Genomic DNA, 17,612 nt, shown 5'->3' with positions numbered 1-17,612 from the left:
GCGAACCTCTACTTGGATCCCCTCGATCACTACGTCAAGGAAACGCTCCGCGTCCGCGGATATGTTCGCTACATGGACGACTTCCTCTTGTTCGGCGAGACGAAGATGGGTCTGGCGTGCCTTCGCCATCTCATTCGGGGGTTCCTCGAGAGCCTGCGGCTCGAGCTTCATCCGGGGAAGCAGGAAATCCACCCGATCCGCTGCGGGATTCCGTTCCTCGGGTTTCGCGTCTTTCCGGACCGAAGGCGAATCAAGCGGGAAAACGTGACGCGCTTCCTCCGCCGCATGAAGAAGAAACGCGAAGAGGTCCGAAGCGGTGCGATCTCGGAGGCGAAGTACCGCGAGTCCCTCCTCGCCTGGATCGCCCACGCGGAGCATGGGGAGACGCGGGCGCTTCGAAAAGCGCTTTTCTGTCGGTTGGCCGCATAAACCTCTTTCGGCACCCCATCCCTTGTCGCTCCCCCGGGTCGCGAATCGAGAATCTGGTACCAACGGGGACGGACCTGGGAGCGACGAAGCTTTGTTCAGAACTCCCGGAGAAGGATGATTCAGCGAGGGGGAGTTCCAACGCTACACGCGACCGTCTGCTCCCGCGCCGGGCCGGTGGAGAGGAGAACGATCGGCGCGCCGACGGAGGAGGCAATCCGCTCGGCGTAGCGGACGAGGTTCGGGGGAAGATCCTCGACGCGTGAAGCGTTCGGAGGGATCGTTTCCCAGCCGGGCCACTCCTCGAAGACCGGCCGGACGCGCGCGAGCGCGGAAGGGGAGAGGGGCGGGTGCGCAATCCGCTCTCCGTCGAGATCGTACGCAACCGCGACCGGCACGGTCTTTCGGCCGGAAAGCACGTCCGCCTTCGTGAGCGCGATCCCTGAGATCCCGTTCCAGCGGACGGCCGCGCGAAGCATCGGGATGTCGAGCCAGCCGCACCGACGGGGGCGTCCGGTCGTCGTGCCGCGCTCGGAGCCGCGCTCTCGAAGGCGCGCTCCCTCCTCGGCCGTCGCCTCGGTCGGAAACGGCCCCGCCCCGACGCGCGTCGCGTACGCCTTCGCGACGCCGATCACGCGCTCGATCCGCGTGGGACCGATCCCGCACCCGGCGCACGCGCCGGCCGCGAGCGTGCTCGAGGAGGTGACGAAGGGATACGTTCCCGCGTAGAGATCGAGATGCGTCCCCTGCGCCCCCTCGAAGAGAACCCTCTCGCCCCGCGCGAGCGCGACCTCGATCGCTCCGGAGAGATCCCCGAGAAGCGGGACGATCTCCGCCCGCCACCGCCGCCAACTCGCGAGAAGCGGTTCCCACGCGATCGGCTCCGCCCCGCTCGCGGAGAGGCGCTCGTTCGTTGATTCATGAACAATTCGGAGTTTCTCTTCGCCGTCCGGTTCCGCGAGATCCGCGAGAAGGAGAGCCGCGCGCGCGGCGCGACTCTCGTAGGCCGGACCGATTCCTCGCCCCGTGGTGCCGATCGGCGTCCCGGTTCGCGCCGCTTCCTCCGCCCGGTCGCGCGCCGCGTGATGGGGGAGGAGAAGGGTCGCTCGCCCGCTCACGAGAATGCGATCGCGAACGGAGATGCCGCGCGCCTCGAGCGCCTCGATCTCCTCGAGAAGGCGGCCTGGGTCGATTACCATCCCCCAACCGAGACCGCAGCGCACTCCCGCGCGCACCGCTCCCGACGGAAGAAGATGAAGCGCGAAGCGAGCGCCGCCGAAGTGAATCGTGTGCCCCGCGTTCGCGCCCCCTTGGAAACGCACCGTCCAGGCCGCGCCCTCGGCGAGGAAGTCGATCACCTTCCCCTTCCCCTCGTCCCCCCACTGCATGCCGACGACGACGACCGCGGGCATCAGTGCCCCCACGCCTCCTGCGCGGCGGAGACGGCCGCCCCGCTCGCTGCGGCGAAGCCGAGCGAAGAGAGCGCCGCCTCGAGAGCGCCGAGCACGGTAAGAACATCGAAGCGATCGTAATACCCGAGGTGGCCGATCCGGAAGATCTTCCCCTGGAGATTCCCCTGCCCGCCGGCGACGCGAATTCCGTGCTCCCCGAGAAGAACGCCGCGGATCTTCTCGACCTCGATCTTGTCGGGCGGAAGGACGGCCGTCACCGCGTTGCAAGGGGAGCTGCTGAAGAGGCGGAGGCCGAGGGCGCAGACTCCCGCGCGCGTCGCCGCGCCGAGCCGCTCGTGCCTCGCGATGATCGCCTCGATTCCCTCCTCGCGGATCCGCCGGAGAGAGACGGCGAGCCCGGCGACGATCGAGGTCGCCACCGTGAAGCGCGGCTGGCTCTTCTTCTCCGCCGATTCGCGGTTCGCGACGTAGTCGAAGTAGTACTTCGGGAGATCGGATTCCTCGACCGCGCGCCACGCCTTCTCGGAAAGCGAAACCATCGAGACGCCGGGAGGGCACATGAGCGCCTTCTGCGAACCGCAGACGACCGCGTCGAGTCCCCACGCGTCGGTCTTCACCTCGTGAACGCCGAGGCTCGTCACCGCGTCGACGACGAGAAGAACATCCTTGTCCCGAATCCGCTCCGCGACCGCCCGTACGTCGTGGAACGCTCCGGTCGATGTCTCGCAGTGGGTGAGGAGAAGGCCGCGGACCTTTCCTTGAGAAGCAAACCATTTCGCGAACGCGTCCGGATCGGTCCCCTCCGTGTCCGGGATCTCGTAGCAGAGAACCTCGAGGCCGTACGCCTTGGCGATGTCCCGCCAGCGGCGCCCGAACCATCCGGCGACGACGACCGCGACCCGATCCCCCCGGCGGAAGAGGTTCGCCACGCACGATTCCATCGCGCCGGAACCGGACGCGTTCAGGAGAAGCGGATGCCCGGCGGTTTGGTACACATAGGAGAGGTTCTCGATTACCTCGCGGTAAAGCTGTTTGAACTCCTCCGATCGATGGTGCATCGGCGCGCGACCGACGGCGGCGAGCGTATCCTCGGAGACCATCGTCGGCCCCGGCGCGAAGAGTCGATTCTTCATGGTTTCACCAAACTCCTGATCCAACCGGCGAGCTCGGCCCGTCCGGTCCCCGTCTTGGCGGAAAAGAGAAGTACCTGCTCCGGGAGAAGACGAAGCGCCTCGCGGATCGTGCGGAGAGCCGGTGGAACCGCTCCGCGCTTCACTTTGTCCGATTTCGTGGCGACCGCGAGGAACGGAACCCCGCGCGCCTCGAGCCACCCATGCATCACGCGGTCGAGCTCCGAGGGGACGCGCCGAACATCGAGAAGGAGGACGCCCCCGATCAGGCTCTCGCGCTTCTGGAGGTACCCCTCGACGAGGCGCCCCCACCGTTCCTTCATCTCCAACGGCACGGCGGCGTAGCCGTATCCGGGAAGATCGACCAGGTAGAGACCGTCCGCGCGGTAGAAGTTGATCGTCCGCGTCCGGCCCGGTTCCCGGCTTGTGCGCGCCAGGCGGCGGCTTCCTCCGAGCGCGTTCAAGAGCGAGGATTTCCCGACGTTCGAGCGCCCGAGGATCGCCACCTCCGGCACTTCCGGAGGAGGAAGATCGCGAAGCCGCCCGACGGATCTCTCGAACACGAGAGCGAGGTTGTCCCTCGCCATGCCGCATCCTCGCTTTCGCCGACTGGATTGTAGACGGTCCCCTGCCCGAAGGCCAACGAGAAAGCGCACGGGTCGCTCCGCGCGAAGCTCGAACTACAAGAAGGACGTCTCTTGCGTGAGCGGCGGCGCGCAGGGCCTGGTTCTACCCTATGTGCGCTAGTGTTGCGCGTACGGACGGGCGGGAGGGGCGCCGCGGGCGGACTTGCCGGCGAGGGCGGGGATCCCCTTCTTTCCCGGATCGGCGAAGACATAGGGAAGCGCCTGGTCGATCGTGTCGACGAGAACGATCGTGAGCCCTTCCTTCGCTTCTTTCGGGATCTCCGCGAGGTCCTTTTCGTTTTCGGCCGGCAGGATCACCGCGCGGAAGCCGGCCCTCTGCGCGGCGACGAGCTTCTCGTTGAGGCCGCCGATCGGGAGAATGTTCCCGCGAAGCGTGATCTCGCCCGTCATCGAAACATCGCGCCTCAAGGGAACGCCGGTGAGCGAGGAGATGAGCGCCGCGGCGATCGTGATCCCGGCGGAGGGGCCGTCCTTCGGCATCGCCCCCTCAGGGACGTGCACGTGGACGTCGAGCGTCTTGTAGAAGTCGGATCCGAGACCGAGCGCAGCGGCGCGCGAGCGGACGACCGTGAGCGCCGCCCGCGCCGATTCCTGCATGACCGTCCCGAGATGTCCGGTGAGCGTGAGCTCTCCTTTCCCCGGGACCGTCGCGACCTCGACCCAGAGGTTGTCGCCGCCGGTTTCGGTCCAGGCGAGGCCGTTCGCGACCCCGACCCAGTTCCGCCTCTCCATGCGCCTCGTCTGGTAGCGCCGGACTCCGAGAAACCCAGGGATGGAACGCGCGGTGACCGTCACCCTCTTCCGCTTCTTCCGGGACGCGACGTCCCGCGCCGTCTTCCGGCAGATTCGCGCGATCTCCCGCTCGAGGTTCCGAACGCCCGCCTCGCGCGTATACCCGCGGATGATCGCGAGGATCGCCCCGTCGTGAAACGACACGTTCCGCGCGGTGAGGCCGTGCTCCTTCATCTGCTTCGGAATGAGGAACCCGCGCGCGATCTTCACCTTCTCCGGCTCCAGATACCCGGGGAGGCGGATCATCTCCATTCGGTCGAGAAGGGCGGGGGGGATGCCGTGCACCGAGTTTGCCGTCGTCAAAAACATCACGCGTGAAAGATCGAACTCGACCTCGAGGTAGTGGTCGCTGAACGTGCTGTTCTGCTCCGGATCGAGCACCTCGAGAAGGGCGGACGCCGGGTCGCCGTGGAAGTCCTTGCTCATCTTGTCCACTTCGTCGAGGAGGAAGACCGGGTTCACGCTCCCCGCCTTCCGCATCGATTGGACGATCCGTCCGGGGAGCGAGCCGATGTAGGTCCTCCGGTGGCCGCGGATCTCCGCTTCGTCGCGGATTCCGCCAAGCGAGATGCGCACGAACTTCCTCCCGAGCGCGCGCGCGATCGAGCGCCCGAGGGAGGTCTTCCCGACCCCGGGAGCGCCGACGAAGCAGAGGATCGGGCCGCGAATCTTCTTCACGAGCTGCATGACCGAAACGTACTCGACGATCCGTTCCTTCACCTTCTCGAGACCGTAGTGATCCTCGTCGAGAATCCGCTCGACCGTCGCGATCCCCTTCGTATCCTCGGTCTCGATCCCCCAGGGGAGCGCGACGAGCCAGTCGACGTAGTTCCGAACGACCGTCGCCTCCGGCGAGAGGGGGGCCATCTTCCGAAGCCTCTCGATCTCCTTGACCGCCTTCTGGCGGACCTCGTCCGGCATCGCCGATCGCTCGACCGCGCGGAGAAGCTCGTCCGCCTCCCCCGAGCCCTCGGCCGAGTCTCCGAGCTCCTTCCGGATCGCCTTGAGCTGTTCGGTGAGATAGAACTCCTTCTGGTTCTTCTCGACCTGCGAACGGACTTCCCCCTCGATTCGCTTCTCGATGCGGAGGATCTCGAGCTCCGCGTTCAGAGTCTGCGAGAGCGCGGCAAAGCGCGCCCACGTCGTCTCGCCCGCCAGAAAGCGCTGTTTCGCGTCGACCGGAACGAGAAGGTGCGCGCCGATCACGTCCGCGAGCGCCTCCGGATCGCTCACGTTGGCGACCGAGATGAGCACCTCGTCCGGCACCTTCTTGTGGAGCTCGACGTACTCCTCGAACTGCGCGCGGACGGAGCGGACGAGCGCGGTGAGGCGCGAGGTCGCGCGGCTCGGGCGCCCGAACGGGGCGACGCGCACCACGAGATGCTCCTTCGCGTCCCGGAGAGAAACGACCGCGACGCGCGCGATCCCCTCCACGAGGACCTTGATCGTCCCGTCGGGGAGACGAATGAGCTGAAGGACGCGGATCACCACGCCGACCCGGTGAAGATCGGCGAGAAGCGGGTCCGCGGTCTCCGGCGCCTTCTGCGCGGCGACGACGAGAAACCGGTCCGCCTCGATCGCGCTCGTGAGCGCGGAGACCGAGCGCGCCCTTCCCACGAGAAGAGGGAGGATCATGCGCGGGAAGACGACGACGTCCCGAAGCGGAAGGAGAGGAAGCTCCTCCGAAAAACGGACGGTCTCGTCGGGCAGACGGATCTCGATCATCGAAACGGTCTCCGAAAGGAGAGGCTACGCGGTCCCCGGCGCGGACGCAGTCCCCTTCTTTCTCTTCCGCGCGTCGTGGGTCATGAGGGGCGCCTCGCGCCGGTCGATGACCCCCTCGGTAATCACGACCTCTCGGACATCGGTGAGGGTGGGAAGCTGGTACATGATGTCGAGCATCGCCTCCTCGAGGATCGCACGGAGCCCGCGCGCGCCCGACTTTCTCTTGAGCGCCTTGCGGGCGACCGCGGAAAGCGCGTCGCCGGTGAACTCCAGAGAGACGTTCTCCATCTCGAAGAGGACCTGGTACTGCCGGCAGATCGCGTTCTTCGGCCTCGTGAGGATTTGAACGAGCGCATCCTGGTCGAGATCGTGCAGGGCGACGACCGAGGGGAGCCGCCCGATCAGCTCGGGAATGAGGCCGAAGCGAAGAAGATCCTCCGGTTCAACCTCCTTGAGAAGCTCGGTCCCCTGGCGCTCGGCGCCGGTGCGGATCTTCGCGTTGAACCCGAGCATCTTCTCGCCGAGGCGCCGGGCGACGATCTTGTCGAGCCCCTCGAAAGCGCCGCCGCAGATGAAGAGGATGTTCTTCGTGTTCACCTCGATGTACTTCTGCTGCGGGTGCTTCCTGCCTCCCTGGGGAGGAACGTTCGCCACGGTCCCCTCGAGGATCTTGAGAAGCGCCTGCTGGACCCCCTCGCCCGAGACGTCGCGGGTAATCGACGGGTTGTCCGTCTTCCGCGAGATCTTGTCGATCTCATCGATGTAAACGATCCCTCTCTCGGTGGTCGGCACGTCGAAATCCGCGTTCTGAAGGAGCTTGAGGATGATGTTCTCGACGTCCTCGCCGACGTAGCCCGCCTCGGTGAGAGTCGTCGCGTCCACCATCGCAAACGGAACGCGGAGGAGCTTCGCGAGCGTCTGCGCGAGAAGCGTCTTTCCCGTCCCTGTCGGACCGATGAGGAGGATGTTCGACTTGTCGAGCTCGACATCGTCCGATTTCGATTGGAGGTGAATCCGCTTGTAGTGGTTGTACACCGCCACGGAGAGGACGCGCTTCGCGTTCTCCTGCCCGATCACGTACTGGTCGAGAAAGCGGTGGATCTCCGGCGGCTTCGGGACCTCGCTTTCGGTGTAGGTGAGATCCCGCCCCATCTCCTCCTTGAGGATGTCGTTGCAGAGCTTGATGCATTCGTTGCAGATGTAGACCGAGGGCCCGGAGATCAGCTTGTTCACTTCCTCCTGGCCCCGTCCGCAGAACGAGCAGCGGATGGGGTGCGGCGAGCCGAGCCTCTTCTTCATCGTTCGGAGCCCCCTCTTCCGGCTACTGCCGGTGGGCGATCACCTCGTCGACGATGCCGTATTCCTTCGCCTCATCCGCCGCCATGAAGAAGTTCCGGTCGGTGTCCTTGCGGATCTTGGCGATCGGCTGCCCCGTGTGCTTCACGAGAAGCTCGTTCAGGACCTCGCGCGTCTTCAAGAGCTCTTTCGTGTAGATCTCGACGTCCGCCGCCTGCCCCTCGCTTCCGCCGAGAGGCTGGTGGATCATGACGCGCGCGTGCGGAAGGATCGACCGCTTCCCCTTGGTCCCCGCCGCGAGAAGGAGCGCGCCCATGCTCGCCGCCTGCCCGAGGCAAATCGTCATCACGTCCGGTTTGATGTACTGCATCGTGTCGTAGATCGCGAGGCCCGAGGTGACGTAGCCTCCCGGACTGTTGATGTATAAATAGATATCCCTCTCCGGATCGTCCGCCTCGCAGAAGAGCATTTGCGCGATGGCGAGGTTCGCCACGTTGTCGTCGATCGGGCTGCCGATGAAAATGATGCGGTCCTTGAGCAGACGGGAATAGATGTCGTAGGCGCGTTCGCCGCGTCCGCTCTGCTCAACGACGATCGGAACGAGTCCCATGCGTGTTTCGCCTCCCCGTCACGAGACGGTCGAGTGTTCCCGGATCCAATGAAGGACCTTCCTCTCCCGGAGGATCCGCCGGAGATCGCGAGCGAGCTTGTCGCTCTTCTCGCGGCGCTCCTCGGCTGGGAGGGATGCGTCCTCGCGGGGGACGAGCGCCCGCTGCATCGCCTCGGTCTCCCGGTCCTCCGGCTCCAGCTTCTCTCTACTCGCTATTTCGGACACGAGAACGAGCTTCTGAACCGCCCGTTTTGCGGCCGCCCTGTGCTGCTCGACGACGGCCGCGATCTGTCGCGCCCCCTCCGCCCGCTTCTCCTCCGGCAGATCCTCCGGGCGCGGGAGAGAGGGGAGGTTCGCGCGGGTCACCTTCTCGAGAAGGCGGTCGGACACATCGACCGTGTTCTCGCGGAGAAGGAGATCGACGATCTCCTCGTCGAGCGCTCGATCGGCTTCTTCCTCCCGCCGCCGTTCGAGCTCCTGGCGGATCTGCGTGCGGAGGTCCTCCGCGGTCGCCTCCCGCCCGAGAACCCGCGCCGCGAAGGGGTCGTCCACCACCGGAAGGACCGCCTCGCGAACTTCCTTCACCGTGATGCGGAACTCGATCTTCTTTCCGGCAAACGCGCGGGATGGGTGGTCCGGCGCGAACTCGACCGGAACGGAGCGTAGCGTTCCCGGCTCGGCCCCGAGCAGCCCCTTCTCGATCGCCCCCGGAACTCCAGGAGTCTCCTCGCGGGCGATCCGCACCTCGGCGCCGTCGACCCGCTTCCCGAACGCGTTCCCATTCTCGAGAAAGCGCTGGTAGGAAACGAGAAGCCGGTCGCCTCGAATCGCGGGACGCTGGACCGGAACATAGTTCAGGTTCGCCTCTTGGAGCGCGCGCGTCTCCGCCTCCATCTCCTCATCGGAGACCGGCCGCACGACTCTCTTCAGCTCGAAGCCCTGGTAACGCCTGAGGGCCGCCGGCGGCCAAGCGTCGACCGAGAAGCGGAAGCGAACCGGCCCCCCCTCGGGGGCGTCCAGCTCATCCAAGACCGGATCGAGGAAGGGTACCGTCTCCGCCTCCCGAAGCGTCTCCCAGAGAACGCGCGAGACCAGCTTCTCGATTGCTTCTTCCCGAACCGAGGCACGGAAGCGGGCTTCGAGGAGATGCCGCGGCGCCTTCCCCTTTCGGAATCCGGGGAGGCGGGCGGTCTTCGCGAGCTCCTGGAGCTCCCTTTCGACCTCGGTCGCCAGAGCGGACGCCGGAACCTCCACGGAGAAGTTCTTCGCCCCCGGCTCCGGCTCCTCGATCGAAACGATCGGCTTGCTCTCCGTGCTCACGTCGTCCTCCGGCCTTGTCGAGCGGCTCATGAATGCGAGAGGGGGGACTCGAACCCCCACGAGTCTCCTCACTGGATCCTAAATCCAGCGCGTCTGCCGGTTCCGCCACTCTCGCGCCCCGAAGAGAGAAAGCCTCGCGGGCCGCGCCTAATATACTAGCGGCCTTCAGAACCGTCAAGAAACCGCCGGCCTAATCGCTTGATTCGGAATAGGTTTCCCGAGCCGAGCGACGGTACGGCACCATAGGTCCCCGAGGAAGCCCTGTCAAGCGAAAAGGGGCGGAATCCGGCGCGGGCCGGGGGGAACGCCTTCGATCAGTGCCCCTTCATCGAGAGGACGACGCCGACCGTCCGCCACAGGATCTTGAGGTCGCTCCGAACGGACATCGTGCGGACGTACTCGATGTCGTAGCGCACCTTCTCTCGAACGTCCGAAAGGCAGGTGTCGTACGCCTGGTTCACCTGGGCAAGGCCGGTGATCCCCGGCCGGACTCGGAGCCGAAGCGCGTACTCCGGCAGCTCGCGGATCAGGTCGCGGACGAAGGTCGGGCGCTCGGGGCGTGGACCGACGATGCTCATGTCCCCCCGGAGCACATTGTAGAGCTGCGGAAGCTCGTCCAGCCGAAGGCGGCGGAGCAAACGCCCGAGAACCGTCACGCGCGGGTCGTCCCTTCGGGCCCAGATCGGGCCCACGTCGGCCTCCGCCCGGTCGACCATCGTCCGGAACTTGTAGATGATGAACGGCTTCCCCGGGAGATCGAGGGTGCGCCGGTCGTACACGTCGTAATATACGCTTGCCTTTTTCGCCTTCGGCCCGGAGAGGCGGCGGTTCATGCCGATCCGGACCTGGCGGTAGATCACGGGCCCCGAGGAAGAGAGACGGATGGCGGCTGCCACCGCAACGATCAAGGGTAGGAGGAGAACGAGGAGAACGAGGGCGGCCACACGATCCGCGGCGTCCTTGCCGGCCAAGCTCCGGGGCCGATCATCGGGCACTCGAACAAAGGGCTCGCCGGCGCGTTCGGCCAGCTCGATGATCCGAAGCGTGGAGTCGCTCTTCTCCGGCTCCTCCCGCTGCCTCCCGAGAGGGAGGATCCTCGACCACTCGAGCCGCCGCCACATCTCCGCCATCCGACTCCCGAAGCCGCCGGCCGGGTATCCGCCCCGCCGGGCCCCATGCCCGCCTCTCGGCCTTAGCACCCGGGGGCCGCACACGATCCCACGGATCGCGCCGCAACGCGAAACGGGAGCATCCCCGGGCCCAGCCCGCGCTCCTCGTGAGGACCCAGAGGCCCCCCCGAGAGCCGCCCACCCCTACCTCGGGAAGTGGAGAACCGGCACAGGCAAGAATCTTACCGTATCTCGGCCCGTCGGTCAATTCGAATAAGCACCCGCTCGGGCCGCAGTCTGGGCCGCGTGGTCCCCCCAAGCCCCCGTCCCGGCTACGGTGAGGGAGGGGTGAGCGTGGTAAAGGACCGGATCGTGCTCGACGACGTCCCTCCCGCCTCGTCCTCCACCACGACCTGGAGGTAGTAGGTGGTGGCCTGGCTGAGCCCCTGGAGCGGTACGGAGTGGACCCTCTCGTAATTGTCGACGTCGAGGGCCGTCAGGTTGAGGGAGAGGTTCCCCGCGCTGTACTTAACCCGGGCTTTCGTCGGAACGTTCGTCTCGAAGCTCACGACCGCGAAGGTCAGTCCGGCTGTGATCTCGACCGAGGAGATCGTGGGGAGGGCGGCGGCAGGGAAGACCGCCTGGACCCGGTTGCTCTCCGTCCGCCGGCCGGCCCGATCGACGACCACCAGATAGTACTTCACATAGAAAGGAAGCGCCGTCACGTTCGGATAGTGAACGTAGGAGGTCGCGAGCGGGTTGTTCACGACGTCGAGGAGGGAGTAGCTCACGACGCCCCCCTGCGTGGTCGAGGATCCCCAGTAGATCTGGTACGAGGCGAAATCGGGATCCCCGTTGGCGCTCCACGAGAGAACGACGTTTTGGTTCGTTCCGTCGACCGCCGGTGCGTTCAACGGGACGAAGGAAGGGTTGAGATCGGTCGTCCGCACGGAGGCGACCTCGGAGGCGCTCGCGAGCCCTCCGCGGTCGACCACATAGATTCGATAGTAGTAGGTGGTCGCCTGATCGGTTCCGGAATCGACGAGGTTGCGGGTCAGGATCTCGCCGACCGTCCCCACGAGCTCGGAGCTCCGGCTCACCGCTTCGACCGTCGAGCGAAAGATCGCATACGAGGCGAAGTCGTGGACGATCGAAGGATCAACCGCGGACCAAGTGAGTCGGACGGCCGTCGAGGGGGAATCGAGCGCGGCGGCGGCGAAGGAGGAGACCGCGGGCGGCGCGAGGTTCCCCGTGGTCGCCTCCGCGACGTTCGATCCGGAGCGAAGACCCTCGCGATCCTCTACGAAGACGCGGTAGAAGTAGGTCGTGGAGTCGCGAAGGAGGAGGGAGTCGACAAGCCCGCTCTCGTATCGGTCCGAGACGATGCCGACGACCACGTCCTCGACATCGCCCGCGACGCCGGGATCGTTCGCTCGGTAGACCACGTAGCGGGTGAAGTCCGGATCCTCGTTCTGCGTCCAGAGGAGGGAGATCCGGCTCCCGCCCGCGGCGGCGGCGGTGAGCGAGACCGGGGAGGGGCGAACGCTTCTTCCCGCGAGGGTGACGCTGGTGGTCGTCGCGCGCGGCGTCGCGCGGTTCCCCGCCCGGTCGACGAACGAGCCGACGACCACATCGCCCGCGGCCGCGAGGTCCGGCGTGATCACGCGGGCCAGGCGGTACGCTCCGCTCGAAGGATCGTACGCGAGAGGAACATCGACGAGTGCGTCGCCGATCGTGATCGTCGCGAGGCCCCCGGGCTCTCCCGTCTCCATGAGCACGACGAGCGTGTCCCCCGCGACGAGGATGCTCCCGCCCGAGTTCTCGACGAGCGAGAGGATGTCGGCCCGCGTGTCGAGGATGATGTCGTCGCGAACGGTCGGGCTCTCCACGCCCCCCGCCGTCCGGAAGCGGGCGTAGACGGTCTTCGCGCCGTCCCCTTCCGAGAGAAGCCAGCTTCGCGCGCCGGTGTACGCCTCGAAGAACGCCCCGCTGAAGAGCGAGTCGTTCGCGACCAGAACCGCGGCCACGTCGGGCGGCCCGGTGAACGAGAGGGTGACCTGACGGCTCGCGGTGTACTCCGCCCGCTCGTCGATGACAATCCCGAAGGAACCCGGAGTGACGGTGAGGACGGCCGACGGTTCCGATTCGATCCGGTTCGATCCGACCGCGGTGACCCGGTAGTCGTAGGAACGGCCCGGGACGAGCCCCGAATCGGCATAGCTCGGCGCGGTGGGGGAAGCGATGCGAACGAAGTCTTCGCTCCCAGTCTCCCGCCGATAGACGCGAAAGGAAACTGCGGTCTCGTCGTCCGCAACGTCCCAAGAGAGATGGACCGCGCGTTCGCCGAGAGCGGCGACGAGATCCGTCGGACGGCCCGGCGCCTCCAGGGGACGGGGAACCTCGGTCGGGCTCTCCTCTCCGCAGGCGGCGAAGAGAAGAAGGAGGACACAGGCAGCCGAAGCACCGACCCAGCGATTCATGGTTTCCACAACCTCCACGGTTCCGCCGCTTCGCGCGGCGAGCGGACCCGCCGTTCGATCTAGAACCGGACGCGGACGCCGAAACCGACTTGATCGCCCGACACCGGCGTCGCGAGCCCGACGGTCAAGCCCTCCGCCGCGACGGGCGGGCCGGAGGTGAACGCCGCGTCCAGGATCGAGACGGCGTACACCGCCGCGGTCGCCGCGACGGCGATGTTCCGTCTCTCCTGTTCATCCTCGCTCCGCCGGAGGGCGGTCTCCCTCTCGGCGACGACGATCTTCGAGAAGGACGCTTCCGCGGGGCCTCCCGGCGCGAGCGCGGCAAGCTCCCGGTCGAGCGCGTCGACCCGATCGAGCTCCCCCCTGTAATCGAGATGGCAGACGAGCGCGGTAGTCGCCGCCGCGGTCGCCGCGATCGCGTAGACCGCTCCCCTCGCCTTTCGTCCGGCGTACGATTGGCCGAGTCCCGGAAAGAGCGCCGAGCGGAACACCCTGCGGGCCCGGTTCTTCTCCGCCAGCTCGACCTCTACCACGCCCCCCGCGCCTTCCTTCACACGGAAAGGAGCGTGAAAGAGGGCCGCGTCAAGAAGGTTGAGACCCCAACAAACTCCGACGGCTCCGAGCGCGTAGTTCCTATCCCGGAGTCTCCGCGTCGCGATCGCCTCGCGGCGGAACGCTTCATGAAGAAGCCCGAGGTAGGCGCCGGAGGCGGGAGCGGTCTCGGTCTGCTCGACCAGCGCGAGGAGAGCGGCTTCGGCGGTCTTGTGGTTCTCGCGCGCCTCGCGGTAGTGCGCCTCCAAGACCATCGTGGTGACGCCGGCGCCCGCCGCAGCGGTCCCCCAGAAGATCCCCTCGAAGGCGCGCCCTTCGCCGATCTGCCCCGCCCCGGGGAAGGCCAGCGATCGAAAGAGACGCTCGCGCGCGAGACCGCCGGACCGCACGACGCGGAGCTCGTTCGGCCCGCGCCGGAGAGCGATCGCGCCGAACGCGGTCTCGTGTCCGGCGAGCTCGACTCGGACCCGATAGTCTCCCTGTTGGTCCGGAAGGAGGGGGAGAGGGCTCGCGCCGCGGATCGTCACCGGACCCTTCAGCTCGAAGAGCGCGCCGCGAGGATGCGTGGAGAGCGTGAGAGTCTCCGCGGCGTCCGCCCCGGAGACCGCGAGAAGAAGCGCGAGAAGAATGACGATCGGCACGAGAACCTCCCTGCGCTCGCCGGAGCGCTCCGGCGCCCGGTGTCTGCTCCCGCCCGGAAACAGCCTGCCGCAGTATAGAAACCGCGCCCGGAGGTGTCAAGAAAGTCGAGGCCCCGCGGCGGGGCGCGATCGTTCAGATTTAGAGGGAAAGAAAATGATCGGGGAGGGCAAGGCTCTCGATCACCTCGCCGAGGGGCGCGAAGGAATGTCCCGCGAGCAATCGCCGAAGTCGTTCTTCCGCGCGTCCGATCCCGCCGTAGTGGCGCGCGCGGGAGAGGAAAGGCAGCCGAACGCGCGGCTGCCCCTCGTCGATTTCCCACGGGTGGATGAACAGGACGACCGGGAGCCCCTCGCCGCGGATCGAGCGCAGCCCGCGTGCGAGAACCCCGGGGGGAAGAAGGCGAAGGTAGCCCCCGCCGGAGACCGGAAGGTTCCACCGCCCGACGCGCCACGTCGAGAGGGGGAACTCGACGAGCGAGCCCGCGCCGAAACGGAGGCGCACCGGGCGGCGCGGGAAGTCGTGGATTCCATAACGATCGTGGCGGATCGGGAAGATGCTTGAATCGTAAACGAACGACTCTTCCGCAAGGATCGGAAGAGCCCAAAGAGTGCGCGAGGTGATCGAGAACGTCGGGGCGCGATAGCCGCGCACCGGCCGTCCGGTGATGTCCTCGAGAAGGCGCTTCGAGCGGCGCACATCCTCGCGAAACGCCGACGGCCCGAGATCGTGCACGAGCCGGTGGTCGTGCCCGTGGCTCGCCGTCTCGTGCCCGGCATCGGAGACGGCCCGCACGAGCGCCTTTTCCTTTTCCGCGACCCAACCGAGGAAGAAGAAGGTCGCGCGCGCGTTCCATTCGTCGAACCGCTCGAGCAGGCGGCGCACGCACGCATCGAGCCTCCCCCGCCGCTCGTCCCACTCCCCGCGCGGAATCCTCCCTTCGAACACGGTCGCGTGGAAGTACTCCTCCACGTCGACCGAGAGAGCGTCCGCGCGCGGGTTTTCGAGCCCCATTGCGCCTCCTCCGTTCCTTGCAGAAGGTAGGCGCCGGGAGGAGGCGGTGTCAAGCCGCCCCCTTTTCCCTTGCCTGAGGGGAACGGCGCGGGCTAGTTTGATTGAGACAAGGGAACCGACGCCTCCGCCGACCCGGTGAAAGGAGGGGTTCGACTGCACCCGCGCCCCGAAACCGCGCTCCTTCTCGCGATCCTTCTCGCCCTCGCGGGATGCGGGGGCGAAGAGAGCGCGGAGAAGAAGGACCGGCGAAGCACGCACGGCGGATCTCTCGTGATCGGGGTCGACAACGATGCCGACGCCCTCTCGCCCCTCACCTCGACCACGACCACGGGGAGCGACATCCACGGTCTTCTCTTCGCGGCGCTCGCCCGCACGAACCCCGATATGGCGAGCTACTCTCCGTGGCTCGCCCGCTCCTGGGAGTTCTCGCCCGACCATCGATCGCTCACGTTTCACCTTCGGGACGACGCGTACTGGCACGACGGGGTGAAGTTCAGCGCCGAGGACGTGGTCTTCTCGATCCCTCTCTACAAGAGCGAGAAGATCGGGTACGGATCGATCCGGTGGCTCGACCACATCACCGGCGTCGTCGCGCTCGATTCCTTCACCGTGCGCTTCGACTTCGACGCGGTCTACCCGTATCAGCTCACCGACGCCAACGTCGGGCGGCCCCTTCCGAAACATATCCTCGAGAACGTGCCTCCCGAGGAGATGCGGAACCATCCGTTCAATCGGCGTCCGGTCGGAACGGGTCCTTTTCGTTTCGGCGGCTGGAGAACGCAGCAGTCGATCACGATCCTCGCGAACGAGGACTACTTCCTCGGAAGGCCGCACCTCGACCGGGTCGTCTTCAAGATCGTCCCGGACGAGACGAGCCTCCTCACCCAGATCAAGACCGGCACGATCGATTTCTATCCGAAGGTTCCGCCGAGCGCCTACGAGGAGCTCCTCTCGGTCCAGCGTCTCGAGGTGATCCGCGTCCCGAGCCGCGTGTACTACTACCTCGGCTGGCAGAACGAGCACGAGCTCTTCCGCGATCGCAACGTCCGGCGCGCCCTCACGATGGCGATCGACCGGGAGAAGATCGTCTCGGCGCTTCTGCACGGCTGCGGGCGTGTCCTCCACGGGCCGATCCTCCCCTTCCTCTGGGCGTACGATCCGGACGTCCCCGCGATCCCGTTCGATCCCTCGGAGGCGAAGAGGCTTCTCGCAGAGGCCGGCTGGGAAGACCGCGACGGGGACGGATGGCTCGACAAGGACGGGCGGGCCTTCGATTTCACGATAAAGACGAACGAGAACAACGACCTGCGAAAGGACATCGTGGTGATCGTCCAGGAGATGCTCGCGAACATCGGGGTTCGCGTCCGCCCGCAGACCCTCGAGTTCACCGTCTTCATCGAGCAGACGAACCGAAAGGAGTTCGAGGCGGATTGCCACGGATGGCGGCAAGGGGTGAAGGTCGACCTCACATCGATCTGGCACAGTCGCTCGATCGCCGACAAGTACAACCAGGTGAGCTACTCGAACCCCGAGGTGGACCGCTTGATCGACGAAGCGTCGCTCGAGCTCGACCAGGAGAAGTCGAAGGCGCTGTGGAGCCAGGTGCAGCGCCTGATTGCCGCCGACGCCCCCTATACATTTCTATTCAATATTGACGATCTCTACGCGATCGATCGACGTTTCAAGAACGTCCGCCTGGAAACGTACTCCTGGACCTACAACCTGGACGAGTGGTGGGTGGAGAATCCCGAGACGGAAGGCCTTCCGGTTGGCGCGGAAGGGGAGGAGGCGCCGGCGGAAGAACGCGCGCCGATCGCCGGACGCGCCTCCGAAGAGGAAGGCTCGCATTGATGCGACCCAACGATCGGCCGAGCGCCTGCCCGAAGCCGGCTCCTCTCCCTCGATGAGCGGATATCTCCTCCGGCGGCTCCTCGCCGCTGTGCCGATCGTTCTCGGGATCTCGACGCTCGTCTTCTTCGTCCTTCATCTCGCGCCCGGCGACCCGACGGCGATCTACTGGAACGCGGACGCGGACCCCGAGGTCCTCCGGATGATGCGGGCGAACCTCGGCCTCGACGACCCGCTTCCGGTGCAGTACGCGCGATGGCTCTCCAGGACCCTCCGCGGCGATTTCGGCTATTCCTTCGGCCACAAACGCCCAGTCGCCGAGGTGATCGGAGACGCCCTCCCGAACACGCTCGTCCTTTCGCTCGCGTCGATGGCGATCCTCTTCGCGCTCGGCGTGTTCGTCGGCGTCCTCTCCGCGGTGAAGCAGTACTCGCTCGCCGACCACGCGGCCACCGTGCTCACGTTCTTCTTCTACTCGATGCCGAGCTTCTGGTTCGCGCTCATGCTTCTGCTCGTCTTTCACTATCACCTTCGATGGTTCCCGGCCGATCAGATGACGTCGATCGATTTCGTGTACGAGTCGCTGTCGATTCCGGGAAAGATCCTCGACCG

14 protein-coding genes and 1 tRNA gene are annotated in these 17,612 nt (G+C 66.4%); 3 read left to right on the top strand and 12 right to left on the bottom strand.

Annotated elements, in window-relative coordinates:
• On the top strand, positions 1-429 hold a 429-nt coding region (locus FJY73_10810; GenBank protein MBM3321154.1), incomplete at its 5' end, for an RNA-directed DNA polymerase.
• A gap of 119 nt (positions 430-548) precedes the next feature.
• On the opposite strand, the gene FJY73_10805 is transcribed toward FJY73_10810, so the two are convergent.
• The 12 genes from FJY73_10805 to FJY73_10750 form a co-directional block, all read right to left on the bottom strand.
• Entirely contained in the window at positions 549-1,838 is a 1,290-nt protein-coding gene (locus tag FJY73_10805; GenBank protein MBM3321153.1) for an adenylosuccinate synthase, read from the bottom strand.
• Complete coding sequence (locus FJY73_10800) at positions 1,838-2,971, bottom strand: alanine--glyoxylate aminotransferase family protein (protein ID MBM3321152.1); 1,134 nt, start codon at positions 2,969-2,971, stop codon at positions 1,838-1,840. Before FJY73_10800 ends, FJY73_10805 begins: the two co-directional genes overlap by 1 nt.
• The gene (locus FJY73_10795; GenBank protein ID MBM3321151.1) at positions 2,968-3,555 is read right to left on the bottom strand and encodes a YihA family ribosome biogenesis GTP-binding protein; all 588 of its coding nucleotides are present in this window, start codon (positions 3,553-3,555) and stop codon (positions 2,968-2,970) included. Before FJY73_10795 ends, FJY73_10800 begins: the two co-directional genes overlap by 4 nt.
• 156 nt (positions 3,556-3,711) lie before the next feature.
• Positions 3,712-6,132, bottom strand: a complete 2,421-nt coding sequence (gene lon, locus FJY73_10790; GenBank protein ID MBM3321150.1) for an endopeptidase La — start codon at positions 6,130-6,132, stop codon at positions 3,712-3,714.
• Positions 6,133-6,156: 24 nt separating this feature from the next.
• A complete protein-coding gene (gene clpX / locus FJY73_10785) occupies positions 6,157-7,431 on the bottom strand; it encodes an ATP-dependent Clp protease ATP-binding subunit ClpX (GenBank protein MBM3321149.1) in 1,275 nt (424 codons plus the stop codon).
• A 22-nt stretch (positions 7,432-7,453) separates the two neighbouring features.
• Positions 7,454-8,038: an ATP-dependent Clp endopeptidase proteolytic subunit ClpP gene (gene clpP, locus FJY73_10780; protein ID MBM3321148.1), complete on the bottom strand. Its 585-nt coding sequence runs from the start codon at positions 8,036-8,038 to the stop codon at positions 7,454-7,456.
• 18 nt (positions 8,039-8,056) lie between these two features.
• Positions 8,057-9,418 carry a trigger factor gene (gene tig, locus FJY73_10775; GenBank protein ID MBM3321147.1) on the bottom strand — a complete coding sequence of 454 codons (1,362 nt, stop codon included), beginning with the start codon at positions 9,416-9,418 and terminating at the stop codon, positions 8,057-8,059.
• Positions 9,392-9,473, bottom strand: a tRNA-Leu gene (locus FJY73_10770). The genes tig and FJY73_10770 overlap by 27 nt, the downstream gene beginning before the upstream one ends.
• Before the next feature lie 199 nt (positions 9,474-9,672).
• Complete coding sequence (locus FJY73_10765; protein ID MBM3321146.1) at positions 9,673-10,488, bottom strand: sugar transferase; 816 nt, start codon at positions 10,486-10,488, stop codon at positions 9,673-9,675.
• 311 nt (positions 10,489-10,799) lie between these two features.
• Positions 10,800-12,947, bottom strand: coding sequence for a fibronectin type III domain-containing protein (locus FJY73_10760; protein ID MBM3321145.1), 2,148 nt, complete (start codon positions 12,945-12,947; stop codon positions 10,800-10,802).
• 59 nt (positions 12,948-13,006) lie between these two features.
• Positions 13,007-14,140 carry a hypothetical protein gene (locus tag FJY73_10755; GenBank protein ID MBM3321144.1) on the bottom strand — a complete coding sequence of 378 codons (1,134 nt, stop codon included), beginning with the start codon at positions 14,138-14,140 and terminating at the stop codon, positions 13,007-13,009.
• A gap of 139 nt (positions 14,141-14,279) precedes the next feature.
• Positions 14,280-15,152, bottom strand: coding sequence for a DUF3473 domain-containing protein (locus tag FJY73_10750; protein MBM3321143.1), 873 nt, complete (start codon positions 15,150-15,152; stop codon positions 14,280-14,282).
• 135 nt (positions 15,153-15,287) lie between these two features.
• Here FJY73_10750 and FJY73_10745 point away from each other — a divergent pair, with 135 nt between their 5' ends.
• Both FJY73_10745 and FJY73_10740 read left to right on the top strand, forming a co-directional pair.
• Positions 15,288-17,003 carry a peptide-binding protein gene (locus FJY73_10745; protein ID MBM3321142.1) on the top strand — a complete coding sequence of 572 codons (1,716 nt, stop codon included), beginning with the start codon at positions 15,288-15,290 and terminating at the stop codon, positions 17,001-17,003.
• Positions 17,004-17,055: 52 nt separating this feature from the next.
• Positions 17,056-17,612 (top strand): ABC transporter permease (locus FJY73_10740; GenBank protein ID MBM3321141.1); only part of this gene is annotated, 557 nt, incomplete at its 3' end.

This window comes from Candidatus Eisenbacteria bacterium (assembly GCA_016867715.1).
Taxonomy (GTDB): domain Bacteria; phylum Orphanbacterota; class Orphanbacteria; order Orphanbacterales; family Orphanbacteraceae; genus VGIW01.
The sequence above is the reverse complement of the archived record's forward strand: the minus strand, read 5'-3'. Positions and strand labels throughout refer to the sequence as shown.

Bases quoted from the DNA above. Each gene is read 5' to 3' on its own strand.
- FJY73_10805 (MBM3321153.1), bottom strand. From the start codon at position 1,838: ATGCCCGCGGTCGTCGTCGTCGGCATGCAGTGGGGGGACGAGGGGAAG.
- FJY73_10800 (MBM3321152.1), bottom strand. From the start codon at position 2,971: ATGAAGAATCGACTCTTCGCGCCGGGGCCGACGATGGTCTCCGAGGAT.
- FJY73_10795 (MBM3321151.1), bottom strand. From the start codon at position 3,555: ATGGCGAGGGACAACCTCGCTCTCGTGTTCGAGAGATCCGTCGGGCGG.
- lon (MBM3321150.1), bottom strand. From the start codon at position 6,132: ATGATCGAGATCCGTCTGCCCGACGAGACCGTCCGTTTTTCGGAGGAG.
- clpX (MBM3321149.1), bottom strand. From the start codon at position 7,431: ATGAAGAAGAGGCTCGGCTCGCCGCACCCCATCCGCTGCTCGTTCTGC.
- clpP (MBM3321148.1), bottom strand. From the start codon at position 8,038: ATGGGACTCGTTCCGATCGTCGTTGAGCAGAGCGGACGCGGCGAACGC.
- FJY73_10765 (MBM3321146.1), bottom strand. From the start codon at position 10,488: ATGGCGGAGATGTGGCGGCGGCTCGAGTGGTCGAGGATCCTCCCTCTC.
- FJY73_10760 (MBM3321145.1), bottom strand. From the start codon at position 12,947: ATGAATCGCTGGGTCGGTGCTTCGGCTGCCTGTGTCCTCCTTCTTCTC.
- FJY73_10750 (MBM3321143.1), bottom strand. From the start codon at position 15,152: ATGGGGCTCGAAAACCCGCGCGCGGACGCTCTCTCGGTCGACGTGGAG.